This is a genomic window from Trinickia sp., from assembly GCF_035492435.1.
GTDB lineage: Bacteria > Pseudomonadota > Gammaproteobacteria > Burkholderiales > Burkholderiaceae > Trinickia.
The window spans coordinates 19,522-38,573 of sequence record NZ_DATJJF010000201.1 but is presented as its reverse complement, the minus strand read 5'-3'; the positions used below and the strand labels follow the sequence as shown (position 1 = coordinate 38,573).

The window sequence follows — 19,052 nt, the reverse complement described above, 5'->3', positions numbered from 1 at the left end:
TTCAAATCGGACATCACACTCATGACAGCGTCGTATTGCACCGTCTTGTCCGCAGCGATCACGACGGGCTGATCGGGATGCGATGCCTCACGATCGTTCAGGAAGCCGTCGAGGTCGTCGCGCGTCATCTTCTGCTCCTGCGAGCTACCGTCGTCGTTCTTGTAGCGCACGCTCATCTTGCCGTCCGCGCGGATATTGACGATGACGGGGGGCGTCTGCTGCTGAGGCGCTGCCCCGCCCACGGTCGGCAAATTCACGATCGAAGGGGCGACGAGTGGCGCCGTCACCATGAAAATCACGAGCAGCACCAGCATCACGTCGATATACGGCACGACGTTGATGTCGGACATCGCGCGGCGCTGACGCCCGCCGCGCATAGTGGATTGATTGATGGAGCCGGCCATCGCGTACTCCTTAGTGCGCCTGGCGCTGCAGAATATTCGAGAACTCTTCGATAAACGTTTCGAAGCGGATCGCCAGGCGATCGATGTCGTGCGCGTAGCGGTTGTACGCGACCACGGCCGGGATCGCCGCGAAAAGGCCGATCGCCGTTGCCGTCAGGGCCTCGGCGATGCCGGGGGCCACGTTGGCGAGCGTCGCTTGCTGAACGTTTGCGAGACCGCGAAACGCGTTCATGATGCCCCATACCGTCCCGAAGAGGCCGATATAGGGGCTCACCGAGCCGACCGAGGCGAGAAACGCCAGGTTGGCTTCGAGCACATCCATTTCCCGCTGAAACGAGGCGCGCATCGCCCGGCGGGCGCCGTCGAGGATCGCGGCGGGGTCAGTGATCCGCTTTTCCTTCGCCTTCAAGAATTCGCGCATGCCCGACTCGAAGATTCTTTCGAGCGCACCTATCGTGTGGCGGTTGTTTGCCGCACTCCGAAAGAGCGCCTGTAGATCGCCGCCCGACCAGAAGTCGCGCTCGAACCGTTCAGTTTGCGCCCGTGCACGCCGTATCGCAAACCACTTGCGGAAAATGAACGTCCACGACATCAGCGACAGCAGCAGCAGAAGCCCCATCACCGCCTGGGCAAGGACGCTGGCATTCAAAACGAGTGAAACAATCGATAAGTCTTGTGCGTTGCTCATAAATGTTCTGCTGGTGCGTCCTCAAGGGCGCGTTTCGCTGCAAGTTCAACAACCGACAATCACCGCAGTCGGGAAATTGAAAGTATCGGCCAAAAAGCGCCAAATCCTTTCTTTGTACCGATGCGGACAATACAAGTTCATTGACGTACACTCAACGGATTTGTGCGTTAACCGTTGACAGAACTGTGTCGACGCACGCTCCGCGGCTTAGCGCGGCGCGCACTGGCGAGGGTAGCGGGACTGGCTTGAGCGTTGCGCGGGCGACACAGGCAACGCGGATCGAGCCCGTTGCCAGCAGCTCGTCGCCGCGCCATGCTTCCTGCATGAACTCTACGCTCGCACCACCGAGCCGCTCGATGCGGCTCCCGATTGTGAGAAGGTCGTCCAGCCGCGCCGCGGCCCGGTAATCGAGCGCCGCGCTGCGAACCACAAAAATGAGTCCTGCTTCGGCGTCGAGACGGCATTGATCGATCTCACAGGCGCGCAGCCATTCGGTGCGTGCCCGCTCGAAGTATTTCAGATAGTTCGCGTAGAAGACGATGCCGCCCGCATCGGTGTCTTCGTAGTAGACGCGAACCGGCCAAATGAAGCCGAATTCCGCCTTGGTTCGGCTGGTAGGCATATTCATGCCGGGCATTCTACCGGAACCGACGCGCGCGTCTCAAAAATGAAAATTGGCCGCTGTTGTTTTCTGTGCAGGCGTCTTTAGCTGTTGGCGCGGTGCGCGTACTCGTGAAGCGGGGCGGGCGTCGCCAGGGCAGGGTGACCGCGCGCGTGGCTTGAGCGCGCGGATGGGGCTGGAGCCGGCGGGTGCAACCTGAGCCCCGCTCCATGCCCGCGTTTTTAGCCTCGGTGGATCGACAAGCCGGCGAACGACTGCGCGACCGGCATCAGTTCGATCGAATTGATGTTCACATGGGCCGGACGCGTCGTAATCCAGTAGATCGACTCAGCGATGTCTTCTGCCGTGAGCGCTTGGACATCGCGGTAGATGCCGGCTGCCTTTTCGTCGTCACCCTTGAAACGGACGTTTGAGAATTCGGTTCCGCCGCACAGGCCGGGCGCGACGTCGGTGACGCGTACAGCCGTTCCGGCGAGGTCCGTGCGCAGATTCAGGCTGAATTGGTGCACAAACGCTTTGGTCGCCCCATAGACGTTGCCGCCCGCGTATGGCCAGTTGCCCGCGGTCGAGCCCAGGTTGACGACGTGGCCTCGATTGCGCTCGACCATGCCCGGCAGCAGCACGCGCGTCATCGTGACGAGGCCCGTGCAGTTCGTGTCGATCATTTGTTGCCAGTCATCGAGATTGCTACGCTGTGCTGGCTCGAGCCCCAGTGCGAGGCCCGCATTGTTGACGAGCACATCGACGTCGGCAAACTCGGCGGGCAGGCGGCTCGGCACGGCTTCAACGGCTGCGCGGTCGCGCACGTCGACATCGATCGGCAACAGCGCCGGGCCGAGCTCCTTCGCAAGCTCTTCCAGGCGGTCGAGACGGCGAGCCGTCGCGATCACACGGTGGCCGCCTTTGACGAAGGTGCGGGCGATGGCGGCGCCGAAGCCGGCGGACGCGCCCGTAACGAAAACAATCATTGCTACTCCTGGCTGATGACACTCGGCGAGCTGGTTGATTTGCTGCGTTGCAGCACGAACTGCGCCGATGCATGGGAAACGACTCGCGATGATAACCGCGCTGCCGTTTTGGCGATGCGAGTTGCGCACCCCGCTTTCGTCGGGGCTTTGGGCTGGGGACGCATGCCGCGTGGCCGTCCGACCCGTTCGCCGGGCGGCGGCGGCGGTTGCGTGTGCTGAGGCACGTGAAGGGTAAAGGCACGGAATTGCCTATTGAGTTCGCTTCCAATACACTAACGAGTTCACTCCTTGCGTGACTGGCGATAACACCCTTCGGGGTTGAGGTGGAGCGCCCCACCGTGAAGCGCAAGGTGCCGTTTTGCCGTTCGCCTGGGCAGCCGAGTGCCGCGCGCCTCGTTCGCGCCGCTGGCGGCTGCCTTGCCCGCGTATCGGACTTTCCGCCACGTCTGGACTTGCTCCGCCGCTGCAGACGCGCAATGAGCGCGAAGCGTACGACTGTGATGTTGTTTCCGCGCGATCGTTGTGTTCGCGCGATTCGGCCAACCTGTACACCCTTAACGGAAGCCGTATGTTTGACAGAGCCCAAAGCACCATTGCAACCGTCGATCCCGAGGTTTGGCAGGCGATTGAGCAGGAAAACCGTCGTCAGGAAGATCACATCGAACTGATCGCGTCCGAAAACTACACGAGCCCGGCGGTGATGGCAGCCCAGGGTTCGCAGTTGACGAACAAGTACGCCGAGGGTTATCCCGGCAAGCGCTATTACGGCGGTTGCGAGTATGTCGACGTTGTCGAGCAACTCGCAATCGAACGCGTGAAGGCGCTCTTCGGTGCGGAGGCGGCAAACGTACAGCCGAACTCGGGCTCGCAGGCGAACCAGGGCGTCTACTTCGCGATGCTCAAGCCGGGCGACACGATCATGGGGATGAATCTCGCCCACGGCGGCCACTTGACGCACGGCTCGCCCGTCAACATGTCGGGCAAATGGTTCAACGTCGTGAGCTATGGCTTGAACGAAGCCGAGGACATCGACTACGAGGCCGCCGAAAAGCTCGCCAAAGAACACAAGCCGAAGCTGATTATCGGTGGGGCGTCTGCGTTCTCCCTGCGAATCGACTTTGAGCGCCTCGCGGCGATTGCCAAGTCGTGCGGAGCCTACTTGATGGTCGATATGGCGCACTACGCGGGTTTGGTTGCCGCCGGCGTCTATCCGAACCCGGTGCCCCACGCGGATTTTGTGACGACCACGACGCACAAGAGCCTTCGCGGCCCGCGCGGCGGCGTCATTCTCATGAAGGCCGAGCACGAAAAGGCGATCAATTCTTCGATCTTCCCAGGTATTCAGGGCGGCCCGCTCATGCATGTGATCGCTGCAAAGGCGGTTGCATTCAAGGAAGCCATGGCGCCTGAGTTCAAGGCCTACCAGCAGCAGGTGGTCGAGAATGCGCGTGTGCTGGCCGAAACGCTCGTCACTCGGGGATTGCGGATCGTTTCGGGACGTACGGAAAGCCATGTGATGCTGGTCGATCTTCGCGCGAAGCAGATTACGGGCAAGGCAGCCGAGGCGGCCCTCGGTGCGGCGCACATTACCGTCAACAAAAACTCGATTCCGAACGATCCTGAAAAGCCGTTCGTTACGAGCGGCATTCGTCTCGGTTCGCCGGCGATGACTACACGCGGCTTTGGCGTGCAAGAAGCCGAACAGGTCGGCAACTTGATCGCTGACGTGCTCGACAACCCGGAAGATACTTCGACGATCGAGCGCGTGCGTGCGCAGGTCGCCGAGTTGACGAGGCGCTTCCCGGTCTATCGTTAATTCGCCATGCGCTGCCCTTTCTGCCGGCACGAAGACACGCAGGTCGCCGATTCGCGCGTGGCCGAGGACGGCGCGGCGATTCGGCGCCGGCGCCGCTGCCCGGCCTGCGACAAACGTTTTACGACGTACGAGCGGGTTGAGCTGATGCTGCCGTCGGTCGTCAAGAAGGATGGCAGCCGGACCGATTTCGATCGCCGCAAGATCGCCGCGAGCATGCGGTTGGCGCTGAGAAAACGGCCGGTGGCTGCCGAGGCGATCGATGCGGCGGTGGCGCGCATCGAATATCAACTGCTTGGAAGTGGCGAGCGGGAAGTGCGCAGCGAGCGGCTCGGAGAGCTCGTAATGAACGAGCTGCGCCAGCTCGACACTATTGCTTATGTCCGCTTCGCTTCCGTTTATTGGCGTTTCGAGGATGTGTCCGAATTCGAGGACGTCATTGAAGAGTTTCGCCGTCTCCCTCAGTCGGCCAAGCCGTCGCGCAAACGCTGAGTCTTCCGATCGCCTCATGCTTTCTCCCACTCGTCACTCGTTGAGCTGACGCCCTATCGTCGCGCACCTACATGCCTCTTCGCCATTCGGCCGAACGGACGATGGCGATGGCGTCGCTCGCCCGCTACATTGCTCACATCGAATCACGGGAGCATCGTTATGCGGCAAAGGTCAGGTCTGCGCAGCCAGCATGGCAGGCGTGCGCGGCGACAGCGCGGATACACGCTTGTCGAAACGGCGGTCGTTGGTGCGCTTACCGCGCTATTGGCTGCCATGGCCGCACCCTCGTTCGTCGAGTGGCGAGCGCGCGATCGCGTGGATGCAGGTGCGCAAGCGTTGCGTGCGAGCCTCGCCTTTGCGAGGAGTGAAGCCATTCGTCGCGGCGAGCCGGTGAGCATCTGCCTGCTCGATCGAGAGGAGCGTTGTCTGCCGGCGCGAGGTGGCCGCAATTCGGGCTCCGCGGATTGGGCCAGCGGCTGGGCGGTCGTAGCCGATGCGCCCAATGCACTAACGGGCCGCGCAGTGCTGCGCACGCAGCCGCACACAGACTCGGTCGTCATTCGGGGCGCGGCGAATGAAATCCGGTTCTCGCCCCCGGCCGGCCAAGTGATCGGCGGGTTTCGCAGTTTCGATATTGCGCCCGAGCGCGATACGGCGATTCTCGGCCCAAACGATGGGCGCCGCTGCATTGCGATTGCCGCCGGCGGTCGTGCGCGCGTGGCCAAGGGTGCTTGCCGGAACGGCGCATGACGTCGGGAGCACTCCGCGCGCAGGCAGGCAGCTCATTGCTCGAAGTACTCATTGCACTCGCGCTCGCCGCCGTGGCGATGACGGGAGCGATGGTGAGTCAATTGCAGGCGGCCGGCATCGAGCGAACGGTGGCGCAACGAGAGCAGGCGCTCGTGATTGCCTTATCGGTCGCCGAGTCCATGCGCGATCGCGTTGCAGGCACGCATGCGCTCTCTCAATGGAGAGCTCGCGCTGCATTGGCTTTACCGGGTGCGGAGATTTCGATTGTCGACCATGCGCCGGGGATCGCGCTTGCTATGGTGCAATGGGCTGCATCTCGTCCCGAGAGCCGGACGTCGCACTTCATGTGGGACGGCTGCGGGAGCTCAGGCTTAACGGCCGCCGGCGTCGCTTGTCTCTGCGTTCCTTTCGTTCGCGAGGCGGGACGTGCTCCGTAACGAAAAGCGCGCGGGCCGTGCCCGCGATTCACACTGTCGCGGGCACAGCTTGGTCGAGCTACTGGTGGCCGCAGCGCTGGGTATCGTCATTGTCGGCACTTCCGCGTTGTTGTACCAGGCTCAGCGCAAAGCGTCGACGCAGGCAGCAGATACCGCTTCGATGCACGACGCAGGCATGGCTGCGCTGCTGATGATCGGTCAGCAAATCGAAATGGCAGGCTTCATGCCGGTGGAGGAGGCGGGTGTTGCCTTCAGCGAATCTGTGCCCCTGGGCATCGAATCGAGTGTCGTCTGCAGCACCGGCGCACTGGCAAATGACAACGGCTCATCTTCGTGCCCACCAACCCTGGCGGGCTCACATGACATCGTCGTCCGTTATGTTGACGACGGCCTCTCAACTTGGGTGAGCCGGGCGTCATTGCAGTCTACGGACTGCCTCGGGCAGGGCGTCGGGACAAGCTCAGGGCCTGCCCTTATCGTCAACCGGTTCTACGTCGCGGTGAGTGAAGCCGGGCAGCCGGAACTGTACTGTCAAGGCAACGGGGGCGGTAAGCCTCAACCCCTCGTTGGAGGCATTGAGCGACTAGACATACGGTACTGGATGCTTGGCGCGACCGCTTCGGTTCAAGCGCCGTCGATGCCCGCAGCGGGGGCTTGGTCCGATGTCGTTGCAGTCGACGTGTGCGTGCTTGTGCGAGGTGCGCAAACCGCATCCCGGCATCGCTATGTCGGTTGCGACGGCACTACGATGTCGAGTCCCGACGGCCACGCGCGGCAGGCGTTTTCGCGACGCGTTGCCATACGCAATCAGGAGCGCGCTGGATGAATGCCGTTTCCACTTTTCCGCGCCACGGGTGCGAGGCCGGGACTGATGCGGGGACCAACGCGCGGCGCGTGAGCACGGATGTGCGCCGACAGCGCGGCGCGGCGCTGCCGGTGGTTCTTCTTCTCGCATCGACGATGCTCGCGACGTCGGTGGCATCGCTCGACGCATCCATTGCCTCGGTGCGTCGAGCGCGGCATGTTGGCGATCATCTGCGTGCCGCGAGCGCAGCGGATGCCGCGCTATCGCTCTGCGTCGAGGCGCTTGACGCCGGTATTGCGCCGGTCGTCGCTCGCGCTGCCGAGGCGGGAGAACGACCCGCGTCGCGGCAACCTGGGATTTTCGATACACCCGCAGCTTTTGTGCCGTTGCCGCGGTGGCCCGGGTCGGCAAGGCCGCCGCAATGCGTTATCGAGAGCGGGCGGCTTCCTCAGCGCCCGCAAGCACGGGCGCACTGGGTGACTGCAAGGGGATTCGGTGCCGATGAGACGGCCGAGGCATGGCTGCAGCTCATCATCGTGCGCGAGGGCGGCACCGAGGAGCGGCGCTGGCGGCGCATTGTGGCGAGGGGGCAATGATGCGAGTCGCGGGCGCTTTCGTTCACGTTGCTGCAGGCAGGCACACAGAGAGGGCATTTTCGTTACTCGAGGTCGTGATCGCACTGGCGATCGTCGCCGTCGTGGCAGCGTATGCGGTCCCCAACCACGTGCGCCACGTGGCTCGCGGACATCGTATGGCGGTGGTGACCGCACTCTATCGCGCAGCGCAATTTTTGGAAGCCGAGGCAGGCGAGGGCCATCCCGGTCTGAATCATGAGCGGCTGCCGGCGGGTCTCGACCAAGTGCCATCTCACGGCGTGCCCGTTTATCGGCTGCGCGTTTCGTCGGGAGCCCCGGGGAACGGCGGCTACACACTGGAAGCTTTGCCTGTGGAATCCGGGCCGATGCGCGATGATGCGTGTGGAACGTTCGTGCTCAATGCTACGGGCAAGCGATTTAACCGCTCCGCCTCTGGCTATGTGCCGCCGGAGGCGCATTGCTGGGCCGGGCGTGCCTGAATGCGCAGATAACGACTCGTTCACCGTGAGCCGCAATCAATCCAATGCCATGAGAGCGACAAGCCGGGAGCCCCAAAACGCAAGGTCCGACATGAGAGCGCGAAGCGAGTGCTAAAGCACGACACCCCAAAGCGGAGCCGAGAGGCCTGCCGAGGTGGAACAGATACTCAGCCGATGTGCGTTGGACCGCGGAAGCACCGCGGCTTCGTTTATTCGGTGCTGTCCGCTTCAACGGGCTGTTTGACGCGTTTTCGACCGGCCGCTCTCGCCAGCAGTCGCACGCCCGTCCAAGCGGCCATGCCGAGCGCCCCCCACTTCAAAAGCGGCTTGCTGCCGGCTTTAAGCGTTGAGCGAAGCGGCTTCGCCAATAGCAACGAGATAAGCGAGCCGACAAGCGGGTTATTCGCCCAGTCGCTGATCGTCGCCTGAATGCCTTTGCCGGAATCTCGAACCTTCGAGCCCGCAAAGCGCGGCAATAGCAGTTTGAGCCAGCCGAATCGGTGCATGCTGTGATTCAAATCCGCCCGCGCTCGCGTGAACTCCGCGCGCTCCACCTCCGCGCGCAGAAGCAGCAACTCTTTGCGTATCGCCCGCATCTGGGGCGAACTCGGGCTTCGAACGGGTGACTGCGGGCGGGGCGTCGTGTTGCGCGAGGTCGATTGGCTCATGGCTCGGTGCGTGAGGTCGGAGAAGGCAGCCGGCGCGCTTCCTTTACGGCTCGCGAAACATGTCGCGATCTTTTTCGAATTCGCTGAGCGTCGTCTGGAAGAAGATCGGAGCACTATTGAGGCCGCTGCGCGCCCTCAGCGCACATACCAGCGCGCCGATCAGATAGACGACGGTGATGCCGGCGAGTACCTGCCAACGATACGTGTCCCAGAAAGCCACAGCGATAAGCGCCGTCAGGCTGATCAGTGCCATCATCGCAAAAATGGCCGCGACGAGCCCGAGGAACAGGACGGCAATCACACGCTCTCGTTCCTCGGCAAGCTCAATGCCGATCAGCTCGAACCGGGTATGCAGCAGGGCAACGATCGATCCGAGCATGCGGCGCAACGGGCCGAGCTCGTTCGATGCATGTGGCGATTGTGAGTCGTTTGACATGGAGTAGAGCGATCAGCGCGTGACGATCAGCATTTGAGCCGCGAGCAAATGGCGGCGGACGGCAACATCCAGACAGGCATGTTGAGTATGCGCCTTTACGGGACGAGCCGGCGCGACCAGGCCGGCGCAACGTCGAGCGGGCCCATTCGGACTCTGCGGCACTCTGTGTGCGGGCAGGTTGGTTTATCTGCGGTTGATCAGAAGTCCCACCAGCACGCCAATGCCTGCCGCAACGCCGATCGCTGTCCATGGATGCTCGTGGACGTAGTCGTCCGTGGCGCGCACGGCCTTCTTGCCTCTTTCGACGACGACGACTTGCATGTCGGCTGCCTTCTCTTTTGCCTGCTTGAGCCGGCTGAGTGCCGTCTCGCGCAGCTCGGAAGCACGTTCGCCAGTGGCGCTCGCTGCCTGCTTCAAAAGGTCTTCCGCATCGGCGAGAACAGTTCTGATATCGGACATTAATCTCTCCTTGTTCACTTCTGACATTAGATCCCCCTAATTCGCATCCATTCGAGCATGCTACCAAAGATACGATAGCCGCCGGGCAGACGCTACACTGCGGGCCACGCAGAATGCATTCCCGGAAGGACACCATAACGCATGCCTGAGTCGTGTGCGCACGTGAACAGATGGGCAACAAGCAAGGAGCTTCGCCGGCGCCGGACGAATTTACAAACGCACAAATTCAAGCTAACGGTGAGGCGCTGAGTTCTGCAACCCAACTTGGGAGCTTGCCCGCGCAGCACGCGGGCGAGCCTTTGCAACGAAGGTTGCCGACAGTGGCATGCGTCAAAAGAATGCCTGAATGCCCGTTTGCGCGCGCCCGAGGATGAGAGCGTGGATGTCGTGCGTGCCTTCATAGGTGTTCACGACCTCGAGATTGACAAGATGCCGGGCCACGCCGAACTCGTCCGAGATGCCGTTGCCACCGAGCATGTCGCGCGCAAGGCGTGCGATATCGAGTGCCTTGCCGCAAGAATTGCGCTTCATGATCGACGTGATCTCGGGCGCGGCCGTGCCTTCGTCCTTCATGCGGCCGAGGCGCAGCACGCCTTGTAAGCCCATGGTGATTTCGGTCTGCATGTCGGCGAGTTTTTTCTGAATCAACTGATTTGCGGCGAGCGGACGGCCGAACTGCTTGCGCTCAAGCACGTATTGCCGCGCGGTATGCCAGCACGACTCCGCCGCACCCAGCGCGCCCCAAGCGATACCGTAGCGCGCGGAGTTCAGGCACGTGAACGGGCCACGCAGCCCGCGTACGTCGGGCAGCATGTTCTCGTGCGGCACGAAGACCTCGTCGAGAACGATTTCTCCCGTGATCGAGGTGCGCAGACCGATTTTGCCGTGGATCGCGGGCGCACTGAGTCCCGGCCAGCCCTTTTCGAGAATGAAGCCGCGGATCGCGTCCTCGCCGCCCTCGTCCACCTTGGCCCATACCAGAAAGACGTCCGCAATCGGGGAGTTCGTGATCCACATCTTCTGGCCCGAGAGCGAATAGCCGCCGTCGACCTTGCGAGCCCACGTCGTCATGCCGGCGGGATCGGAGCCGTGGTTGGGCTCGGTCAGACCGAAGCAGCCGATCCATTCGCCCGTAGCGAGCTTCGGCAAATACTTGGCCTTTTGCGCGGCAGAGCCGAACTCGAAGATGGGCACCATGACCAGCGAAGACTGCACCGACATCATCGAACGATAACCGGAGTCGATGCGCTCGATCTCGCGTGCAACGAGGCCGTAACTCACGTAGTTGAGTCCTGGCCCGCCGTACTGCTCGGGGATGGTCGGACCGAGCAATCCGAGTTCGCCCATTTCCCGAAAGATTCCAACATCAACGCGCTCGTGCCGAAACGCGTCCGTCACGCGCGGCAGCAGCTTGTCTTGCGCATACGCGCGGGCAGCGTCGCGCACCATGCGTTCCTCATCGGTCAGTTGCTCGTTCAAGAGCAACGGATCGTCCCAATGAAACCGGCTTGTTTCGGCCATTGCGTCCTCCTGTTTCCCGATCGCGCCAGTGTAGCAGTCGCCCCTTTCCACATCCATAAGACGCTCAGCCTTGGGCGAGATTGCACGCTGCGTCAATGCGGCGGCTCAGCCGGTTCTCGGGCGATTGAATCGGGATGCAGTTGTTCGGTTGTGCTTGAGGTCTGCGGTTCGAAGAGTGGCCCTTGCACGAAGCGTGCCCCGAATTGTTGCAGCACATTGAACTCAGCGGCCGTTGCGATGCGGTCGAAAATCAGCGGAATCTGCAGTCGGTTTGCATACGCGATGAGCGGCCTGACCATTGAATCCCTTAGCACGGCCGGGCCGTCGATTCTCAGAAAATCGAGTCGCGCCGTATCCGATACCGTCATGATGTGTCCTGCGTTGGGCAGATTGCCCGCTACCTTGAAGCCATAGTGCCGATAACTTTTCGTCAGACAGTCGAGAAACGTTCGATGTGCGACGGCGGTGCCCGGCAGCTCGATCGCGATACGAGACGGGTTTAATCCGAGCGAAACCAGCACCGATGAGAAGTGCTGGCCATGATCGCGTATCACGCTCTTCAAAAGCTGATCGTGCACGGGCAAGAACAGGAGCCCGCGTCGCTGGCTGCCGAAGAAGTTGATCGCATGCAGCGTGCGTACGAGCCGATCGAGTGCGATGAGCTCGTGGTTGTCGTTCGTGTTTTCGAACGGGTCGAACGATATGCCACCCGGTTGCAGCGTTAGCGCGTGGAAACCGAGCTCGTCGCCGAAGCGATCCGCACTTTCCGGTGAGGACCAAAGCGTCTGAATGCCGCCCATGCTGACATCGAAGATGGGCTGATATCCGCTTTCGATGCGCAAGTCTTGCAGTTGCGCGTGGGCATAACCGGACGGCGAGAGGGCGTCGACGGAAAGATGCTCGTGCAGGAAGGGATGGACGCAGGCTTGCTCGATGAGCGAGGAAATGGTTGGCTGGTTCATGAAAGGGCCGGATGGCCGCACCGTCGCGAGGAGGGCAGCCAGAACGCCGTGGGCTTGGACCGGTTACTGATAGACATGCTGGCTCATGGCACCGTATCGGGTTTACGTTAATTCGATAAGAGGAAATTAATTTTACGATCGGGAAACGCTGTTGTTGAGCGGTGTGCCGAACACACCGAGGCATCCCTTGTGAATTGTATGCCTCGCTCGGCACGGCACCGTCCATGCTTTGGCATGGCTGATCGATATGTTTGTTCGTGTCGCTTTGGCTTTGAATGGATAGCGCTCGCGCGTAGCGCGGGTGAATGTCCAACAAGGATCCTTGCCCGTCTCATGCAGACGGCCTTTGACAGGAGAATCGAGCAATGCAGCAGCGATCAGGCGATGAGATGCATCTCGGCTACCAATCCGGCTTCGCGAACGAGTTCGCCACCGAGGCGTTGCCCGGAGCGCTGCCCGTCGGCCGCAACTCGCCGCAGCGGGCGCCGTATGGTCTTTATGCCGAGCAGTTGTCGGGCACGGCGTTCACCGCGCCGCGTGCGCATAATCGCCGCTCGTGGCTCTACCGTATCCGCCCGGCCGCCGTCCATCAGCCGTTTGCGCTAATTGAGCCTCGTGCGGGCGAGCCACCGCGACTGACGGCAAATTTTGCGGACGTGCCGCCTACGTCCCCCAACCAGCTGCGTTGGGATCCGCTGCCGTTGCCGGATGCGCCGACTGACTTCGTCGATGGACTGGTGACGATGGCAGGCAACGGCTCCGCCGCCGCGATGTCCGGCTGCGCCATTCATTGGTATGCGGCGAATCGTTCGATGCGGGATCGATTTTTTTACAGCGCGGATGGTGAGCTGCTGATCGTGCCGCAGCTTGGGCGTCTCTCGATCGATACCGAGCTAGGGCGCCTCGATGTCGAGCCGTGCGAAATCGCGGTGGTGCCGCGCGGCATACGTTTCTCAGTGTCGCTGCCGGACTCGCTGGCGCGTGGCTACGTCTGCGAGAACTTCGGCGCGTTGCTGCGCCTGCCGGACCTCGGGCCGATCGGCTCGAACGGCCTGGCCAACGCGCGCGATTTTCTTGCGCCGCACGCGGCTTACGAGGATCGTGAAGGGCGCTTCGAGCTGGTGGCCAAGCTCAACGGTCTGCTTTGGCGCGCCGACATCGATCATTCGCCGCTCGATGTCGTCGCATGGCACGGTAACCTTGCACCCTATAAGTACGATCTGCGCCGCTTCAACACCATCGGCTCGATCAGCTATGACCACCCGGACCCTTCGATTTTTCTGGTTCTGCAAGCTCAAAGCGATACGCCCGGTGTCGACGCCCTGGACTTCCTGATCTTTCCGCCACGCTGGCTCGCCGCTGAAAATACGTTTCGCCCGCCGTGGTTCCATCGCAACGTCGCGAGCGAGTTCATGGGCCTCGTGCACGGCGTCTACGATGCGAAGGCGGAGGGCTTTTCACCCGGCGGAGTGAGCCTGCACAACTGCATGTCGGGGCATGGTCCTGATGCGCAAACATTCGAGCGCGCCTCGGCAAGCGATACGAGTCAGCCACAGAAGGTGGCCGAAACGCTCGCCTTCATGTTCGAGACGCGCACGCTCCTGCGGCCGACACGGTTTGCGCTGGAAAGCCCACAGCTTCAGGCACGCTATTTCGAATGTTGGCAAGGACTCGCGAAACACTTTCAGCCGCAGCGGCAATGAGCGTGATGCCCAGGCAAAACGCAGGGCGCCGCTCGAACGTGGGCTACACGGTGTCGGCGGCCTTGCCGTGACGCCCCTTTCCGGTGGCGAAACGCGCGGCACCGGCCATCCCCTCATCGATAAGCGCCCGGTAGCCGCCCGCCCCCTCACGGCGCAGCGCTTCGGACATATCGTCGAGCGTGCTGTTGCACCATGCCGATTTGCGATCGGCTGCGAGTGCCGCCTGAGGAAACGCGGCGAGTTGCGCCGCGAGCGCCTCGGCCTCCGCCCGCGCGGTGCCGGCCGGCACGACGCGGTTGGCGAGCCCGATGGCGAGCGCTTCGTGTGCGTCGACTGCGCGCCCGGTCAGGATCAGGTCAAGCGCGCGTGACAATCCAATGAGCCGCGGCAGGCGAATCGTGCCGCCATCGATGAGCGGCACGCCGAAGCGGCGGCAGAAGACACCGAACACGGCGTTCTCTTCAGCAACGCGCAAGTCGCACATTGCCGCTAACTCAAGGCCGCCCGCGACGGCGTAGCCGCAGACGGCTGCAATGACAGGCTTGGTCCACGTGATCCGTGTCGGTCCCATCGGGCCTGGGCCGCTGCCATCCGCCGTCACGGCATTGCGGCGATCCTCATCGTTCATCGCTGTCAGGTCGGCGCCGGCGCAGAACGTGCCGCCGGCGCCGAACAGGACGGCGCTGCGCCAGCGCGGCTCGGCTTCAAAGCGAGTCACGGCGGCGTAAAGCGCGGCGGCGGTCGCTCCGTCGACAGCATTGCGTCGATCCGGGCGGTCGAGCACGATCGTTGCGACTGCTCCATTTGGCTCGATCCGGACGTGCTCGCCAAAGGTCTCGGCGGTCTCGGCATTCACGGCAGTCTCCTTGAGGGATGATCGGTGCCTCGTGCGCCTAGTACGCTGGGTGTTGCCTGGCGAAACAAGCAGTGCCTGCGTAATTTGATTGTGTCATCATCAAGCCGGCAAGCTGGCGCGCATCACGCATACAGCGATTGGCGTGCACGCTTGATCACGTTTGCGGTGCTTTAACTATAACGATATTTGCCATGGCTACCCCTACGTCTTCTCCTGCGGCTGCCCGCGCGGCCGCGACCGATTCCGAGCCCGTCTGGGTCGTCCCTCTGCACGACCACCATCCGTACTATGACCGTGTGTGCCTCAGGCGCGTGTTTGCCCATGAGCAGGATCGACGCCATCGCGTCGTCGTGGTGGACGCGGTCAAGTTGCTGGCCTGCGCGGAGCGAGATGAAACCGATTATGTGCTGCCGCCTGTCGGTCAGTGGCACGGGGGAAAGGCCCGCGGCATCCGCGAGTTTCTCGACCCGGACAACCCGCGCATGCCGACCATGCCCTACGTCACCATCGTGCGGCGCCGGGCACGGGGTCTGCTTGGCATGCTGGGGTTGGAACATGTGGGCGTGGTGTCGTTTCGTAACGGACAGCATCGGGCGCGCTATCTCGCTCATGCGGGCGCACGGTCTTTCCCCGTCGAGGTCCACGAGCGCGAAGCATCCCTGCTCATGGCGCTTTGCGGCGCGTCGGAATCGGTTGCCGTGCCGCAATGAACGACGCTCGGCGGGGTATTGCACCCAGCCGGGTTGGCACGTACATCAGTTGATCCGCGTGCAGACTCTGCATCAACACGCGCGACGCGCAGGCTGATCGCAGCACATTCAGCCGAACGTGATGAGCAGTGCGCCGGTTGCCACCAGGGCGCCTGACCAAAGCCAATCGAAGTTGATCCAACTACGGCGCAGGATACCGAGGCCGATATACCGGTAGGCTGCAAACGCGAGGGCGGCGCTCGTTGCCGTGGCCACGGCCGTGTGCACGAGCGTCGCAGCCAGCGCTGGGCCAAGTGTCGCGGCAGGCCCACCCGCTGCGGCTGCGTTGGCTGCACAAAGCGGCATCAGCGCCGGTATGAGCATGAGACCGGCGCCATGCAGCGTGGCCGTGGCCGCTGACCATATTGCAAGTCCGGCGAAGCCAGCTGTCATGCCGATGGGCAATCGATGGCGATGACCGTAGACATAATGGTAGATCCCCCAAGCGATGAGCACTGCGCCGAGCACGACCGGCGCATATGCCGCCCGGGCGAGCGTTCCCGATGCGAGCACCGAGGTGGTCACAACGAAGAGGGACGCGGCATGCCCAAGCGCGAGCGGTGGTAGCGCGGTGAACAGCGCGGCGCGGCTGCCGCGCTGCAGGCCGAGTGCTGTCGCGAATAGCCACCCCATCGCGGGATTGATGCCATGAAAGGCGCCGCTGCCGACGATGGCGGCCCAACTCGTCGCCGAGCTCGTTGCGAAGGGGGCGAGATCAAGCACGAAGCTCATGGCCATGGCGAGCGTAAATTGTTCAGCGGGTAGCGCTGTTTCATGGGTAGCAGTAGGAATCCGACGATGCGTCGCCCCCTTCAAGCCGGATCTGATGCGGGCGATGCGTACCCGGCCACGCCAGGTAAAAGTTGGGATCGAACTCGAGACCGCTGCCGCGTGGCGCATCGAGCTTGACCATCCACCCGTCGATGCCTTCTGGATAGAGCTGATCGTCGATGGCGCCGTAGAGCGAGTTCGTGAAATACACGCGCTGACCGTCGCGGCTCACCTCGACCATCTGTGGTCCGCCGTTGAGCGGCCGACCGCGAGCGCCCGGGTGCGTCTCGCGGGCGACGACGCCACCGATACGCACACATCCGACAAGTTCTGGCCGCTCGGGGTCGGTGACGTTATATCGGCGGATATCCCCCGTACCCCAGCATGCGACGTAAAGATTGCAGTCGTCGAGCGAGAGGGCGATGTCGGTGACGAACGGCGGAACCGCGCCAAATGACTTTAGCATCGGTGGGAGCAGGTTGGGGTCCGCAGGCTCAGCTGGGATTTCGATCACTTTGCGGGCGGCCCATTTGTCGCGGTCGCGATACCACATCCAGATCGACGCCGAGAGATCTTTGAGACTGATGACCGAGTTGACGAAACCGTAGGCCTTGGTCGGATCATGCGCGGGGCGCAGCTCGAATACCAACTGATTCTCCGCGCCGAGATCGAGCGTCTGCACGTGCCTGCGCGTGTTCATGTCCCAGAAGTGCAGCCGATGACCATACTTTCCACCGAGCAGGATTTCGGGCACAAGACCGTTTTCGAATGTCGCTGGCAGCCCCCATTCGCTGGACACGAGCGTATCGAAACCCAGATGCCACCAGGCGTCGTACGCGAGCTCTTGCGGGCCACGCTCGATTTCCCATCGGCCGCGAATGTCGAATGATTCATGATCCATCAGGAAAATGCCGCCCGGCGCTTCTCCTTCGGCGTTCGCAAGGGCAGTGACGTAGATGCCCTGCGGCCCGCAGTGGATCGTATGAGGCCGCGTATAGCCCGCCTTGCGCGCAAGCTCGTTCGGTTCGATGACGCGTACGAGGGTGGGGGCGCGCGGGTCCGGTTTTATGTCGAAGATATGCATACGCGAGGAGCGAAGCCCAGGCACGACGAGATAGCGCCGTTCGATATGCGGATGCGGGGCATTAGGGCACAGACAGGAACTGCAGGCATTCCATCCAAAGTGGTGCAGTTCGTCGCCGAGGTTCGGCACTGCAACGCGATTGATGATGTTGCCGTAGTGCGGTGAACCGGGGTCGACATCGACTACTGCCAGCTCGTCGGGCACTGTGCGCGACGGATCGAAACTGGCGACGTAGGAGATCGTTTCTTTGGGGGCATCCGCGGCGAGGCGTGCGGACGGGTAGAAGGTGGGATCGGGTTTCCAGGACGACATAGCTTCTTCCTTGATAGCTGCGTCAGGCGTCTATCGTAGGGGGTCGTCGTCCCAGAAGGCAAGGACGGAAATTCGAAGGTATCGGCGTTGACAAAAGCCGTCAGTCACCTTAGCTGGGGCAGCCGTATGCGCGGTGGGAGGCGGGGCAGTGTCCGGCGTGATCGCCACCGCTCGAGGCACTTTAGACTGCCGACGCGGCTGACCCTCTGCGCGAGTAGTGCAGGTACAGGCTCGCGGCCAGCAACGCCGCAACCGCAGCCGAGAGCGCGGCGGCGAGAAACACCGACGCATAGCCGAACTCCCCGGCGAAATAGCCGGCAAGTGGCCCCATGATGCCCAGCGACACGTCGAAAAAGCCGCTGTAAGCCCCGAGCGCCGCGCCGCGGCTGGCAGCCGGCACTAGCGCGACAGCCTCGACGCCGAGCGAAGGGAACACCAGGGCGAACCCAAAACCGGTCAGTCCCGCGCCGATGAGCGCTGCGTGCGGCACCTGCGCGCGCCAAAGCAGCACCAGGCCGACGCATTCGACCACGAGCGACACCATGGCTACGCGAAATCCGCCATACGTCTTGATCGAATTGACGAAGAGCAGGCGAGAGGCCACGAACAGCGTGCCGAAAAGGGTCAGCGCGAGCGCGGCGTCATGCCAGCCGCGCGATGCATAGTAGAGCGCGATGAACGTGGCAATGACGCCAAAGCCGGCGGCGCCGAGAGCGAGGCCCATGCCGTTCGGCAAGACGCGCATGAACACACTCGCATAGCTCATCCGCTCGCCCTGCACGATCGGCACGGGTGCGATTGTGCGCGCGAGCACGTAGCCGAGGCTGGCGAGCGCCATCGTGACTGCGCCGAGCGTCCATGGGCCGAACGCGTGCGCGAGTGCTGCGCCAGCCGGGGCGCCCATCGCCACGGCGCCATATGTGGCGATGCCGTTCCACGAAATCACCCGCGCGTTATTTTCGGCCCCGACGCGCCCGATACCCCAAAGAATCGCGCCCGTACCCACAAAGCTTTCGCCGAACCCGAGCACGAGGCGGGCAAGCGTCAGCACCGACAGGCTGATAAACGGCCAACGTGCGCAAGCCATCGATGCCAGCAACAGCACGCCGCTCGCGCCACAGGCGGCCAGCCCCGCGAGCACGGTGCGTTTTGCGCCGCGCGAATCCGCTGAGTGGCCCGCCCGCGCCCGCGAGGCGACCGTCGCCGCGTACTGCACGCTGATTGCCGCGCCTGCCAGCACCGAGCTGAAGCCTAGCGTGCCGTTGACGAAGCCCGGCAGCACGGCCATCGGAAGGCCGATGATCAGGTAGCAGATGAACGTGAAGAAAACGACGGTGACGATGCGCCCGGTCGTGGCGGCGCTGGACGGGGTGGATAGAGGGGCGGCAGGGGCTGACATGGGTCGCGAGCGAAGGGGCGCGAAGCGCAAAAGGCAAAGGCAAAAGGAGCGGCATTCTCACATGGAACCGGTTTCGTC

The 19,052-nt window shown here is 62.8% G+C and carries 22 protein-coding genes and 1 riboswitch; of the genes, 9 read left to right on the top strand and 13 right to left on the bottom strand.

What is annotated here, in order from left to right; translation table 11 throughout:
- From VL598_RS14405 to ydfG, 4 genes are all read right to left on the bottom strand, one after another.
- The coding region (locus tag VL598_RS14405) for an ExbD/TolR family protein (RefSeq protein ID WP_325327404.1) at positions 1–404 on the bottom strand (404 nt) is incomplete at its 3' end.
- Positions 405–414: 10 nt separating this feature from the next.
- Positions 415–1,092 carry a protein TolQ gene (gene tolQ / locus VL598_RS14400; RefSeq protein WP_325327403.1) on the bottom strand — a complete coding sequence of 226 codons (678 nt, stop codon included), beginning with the start codon at positions 1,090–1,092 and terminating at the stop codon, positions 415–417.
- 151 nt (positions 1,093–1,243) lie between these two features.
- On the bottom strand, positions 1,244–1,729 hold the full coding sequence (gene ybgC, locus VL598_RS14395) for a tol-pal system-associated acyl-CoA thioesterase (protein WP_325327402.1): 486 nt from the start codon (positions 1,727–1,729) through the stop codon (positions 1,244–1,246).
- Between the two features lie 206 nt (positions 1,730–1,935).
- Positions 1,936–2,682 (bottom strand): bifunctional NADP-dependent 3-hydroxy acid dehydrogenase/3-hydroxypropionate dehydrogenase YdfG, encoded by a 747-nt coding sequence (gene ydfG, locus VL598_RS14390; RefSeq protein WP_325327401.1) that lies wholly within the window; start codon positions 2,680–2,682, stop codon positions 1,936–1,938.
- Between the two features lie 282 nt (positions 2,683–2,964).
- Positions 2,965–3,064, top strand: a riboswitch (ZMP/ZTP riboswitch).
- Between the two features lie 186 nt (positions 3,065–3,250).
- On the opposite strand from ydfG, the gene glyA reads away from it, so the two are divergent.
- From glyA to VL598_RS14355, 7 genes are all read left to right on the top strand, one after another.
- Positions 3,251–4,498, top strand: a complete 1,248-nt coding sequence (gene glyA, locus VL598_RS14385) for a serine hydroxymethyltransferase (RefSeq protein WP_325327400.1) — start codon at positions 3,251–3,253, stop codon at positions 4,496–4,498.
- A gap of 6 nt (positions 4,499–4,504) precedes the next feature.
- Positions 4,505–4,987, top strand: a complete 483-nt coding sequence (nrdR, locus tag VL598_RS14380; RefSeq protein ID WP_325327399.1) for a transcriptional regulator NrdR — start codon at positions 4,505–4,507, stop codon at positions 4,985–4,987.
- 159 nt (positions 4,988–5,146) lie between these two features.
- Positions 5,147–5,737: a GspH/FimT family pseudopilin gene (locus VL598_RS14375; protein ID WP_325327398.1), complete on the top strand. Its 591-nt coding sequence runs from the start codon at positions 5,147–5,149 to the stop codon at positions 5,735–5,737.
- Positions 5,734–6,174 carry a prepilin-type N-terminal cleavage/methylation domain-containing protein gene (locus VL598_RS14370; RefSeq protein ID WP_325327397.1) on the top strand — a complete coding sequence of 147 codons (441 nt, stop codon included), beginning with the start codon at positions 5,734–5,736 and terminating at the stop codon, positions 6,172–6,174. Before VL598_RS14375 ends, VL598_RS14370 begins: the two co-directional genes overlap by 4 nt.
- 49 nt (positions 6,175–6,223) lie before the next feature.
- Positions 6,224–7,000 (top strand): PilW family protein, encoded by a 777-nt coding sequence (locus VL598_RS14365; protein ID WP_325327396.1) that lies wholly within the window; start codon positions 6,224–6,226, stop codon positions 6,998–7,000.
- The gene (locus VL598_RS14360) at positions 6,997–7,575 is read left to right on the top strand and encodes a hypothetical protein (RefSeq protein ID WP_325327395.1); all 579 of its coding nucleotides are present in this window, start codon (positions 6,997–6,999) and stop codon (positions 7,573–7,575) included. The genes VL598_RS14365 and VL598_RS14360 overlap by 4 nt, the downstream gene beginning before the upstream one ends.
- Positions 7,572–8,054, top strand: coding sequence for a type IV pilin protein (locus tag VL598_RS14355; protein ID WP_325327394.1), 483 nt, complete (start codon positions 7,572–7,574; stop codon positions 8,052–8,054). The genes VL598_RS14360 and VL598_RS14355 overlap by 4 nt, the downstream gene beginning before the upstream one ends.
- 209 nt (positions 8,055–8,263) lie before the next feature.
- Here the strand turns inward: VL598_RS14355 and VL598_RS14350 are convergent, their stop codons facing one another.
- From VL598_RS14350 to VL598_RS14330, 5 genes are all read right to left on the bottom strand, one after another.
- Positions 8,264–8,722 carry a hypothetical protein gene (locus tag VL598_RS14350; protein ID WP_325327393.1) on the bottom strand — a complete coding sequence of 153 codons (459 nt, stop codon included), beginning with the start codon at positions 8,720–8,722 and terminating at the stop codon, positions 8,264–8,266.
- Between the two features lie 43 nt (positions 8,723–8,765).
- Positions 8,766–9,158 (bottom strand): phage holin family protein, encoded by a 393-nt coding sequence (locus tag VL598_RS14345; RefSeq protein WP_325327392.1) that lies wholly within the window; start codon positions 9,156–9,158, stop codon positions 8,766–8,768.
- Positions 9,159–9,341: 183 nt separating this feature from the next.
- On the bottom strand, positions 9,342–9,644 hold the full coding sequence (locus VL598_RS14340; protein WP_325327391.1) for a YqjD family protein: 303 nt from the start codon (positions 9,642–9,644) through the stop codon (positions 9,342–9,344).
- A 303-nt stretch (positions 9,645–9,947) separates the two neighbouring features.
- Positions 9,948–11,138 (bottom strand): acyl-CoA dehydrogenase, encoded by a 1,191-nt coding sequence (locus VL598_RS14335; protein WP_325327390.1) that lies wholly within the window; start codon positions 11,136–11,138, stop codon positions 9,948–9,950.
- 92 nt (positions 11,139–11,230) lie between these two features.
- Positions 11,231–12,100, bottom strand: a complete 870-nt coding sequence (locus tag VL598_RS14330; RefSeq protein WP_325327389.1) for an EAL domain-containing protein — start codon at positions 12,098–12,100, stop codon at positions 11,231–11,233.
- A 365-nt stretch (positions 12,101–12,465) separates the two neighbouring features.
- Between VL598_RS14330 and hmgA the strand changes: the two genes are divergently transcribed.
- A complete protein-coding gene (gene hmgA / locus VL598_RS14325) occupies positions 12,466–13,803 on the top strand; it encodes a homogentisate 1,2-dioxygenase (protein ID WP_325327388.1) in 1,338 nt (445 codons plus the stop codon).
- A gap of 43 nt (positions 13,804–13,846) precedes the next feature.
- Here the strand turns inward: hmgA and VL598_RS14320 are convergent, their stop codons facing one another.
- Positions 13,847–14,659 carry a crotonase/enoyl-CoA hydratase family protein gene (locus VL598_RS14320; RefSeq protein WP_325327387.1) on the bottom strand — a complete coding sequence of 271 codons (813 nt, stop codon included), beginning with the start codon at positions 14,657–14,659 and terminating at the stop codon, positions 13,847–13,849.
- 191 nt (positions 14,660–14,850) lie between these two features.
- On the opposite strand from VL598_RS14320, the gene VL598_RS14315 reads away from it, so the two are divergent.
- Positions 14,851–15,369: a plasmid fertility inhibition factor family protein gene (locus VL598_RS14315; RefSeq protein ID WP_325327386.1), complete on the top strand. Its 519-nt coding sequence runs from the start codon at positions 14,851–14,853 to the stop codon at positions 15,367–15,369.
- Positions 15,370–15,477: 108 nt separating this feature from the next.
- Here VL598_RS14315 and VL598_RS14310 read toward each other — a convergent pair whose 3' ends face one another.
- From VL598_RS14310 to VL598_RS14300, 3 genes are all read right to left on the bottom strand, one after another.
- Positions 15,478–16,140 (bottom strand): hypothetical protein, encoded by a 663-nt coding sequence (locus tag VL598_RS14310; protein WP_325327385.1) that lies wholly within the window; start codon positions 16,138–16,140, stop codon positions 15,478–15,480.
- Positions 16,141–16,180: 40 nt separating this feature from the next.
- Positions 16,181–17,575 (bottom strand): selenium-binding protein SBP56-related protein, encoded by a 1,395-nt coding sequence (locus tag VL598_RS14305; protein WP_325327384.1) that lies wholly within the window; start codon positions 17,573–17,575, stop codon positions 16,181–16,183.
- Between the two features lie 181 nt (positions 17,576–17,756).
- The gene (locus VL598_RS14300; protein WP_325327383.1) at positions 17,757–18,974 is read right to left on the bottom strand and encodes an MFS transporter; all 1,218 of its coding nucleotides are present in this window, start codon (positions 18,972–18,974) and stop codon (positions 17,757–17,759) included.
- Between the last annotated feature and the right edge of the window lie 78 nt (positions 18,975–19,052).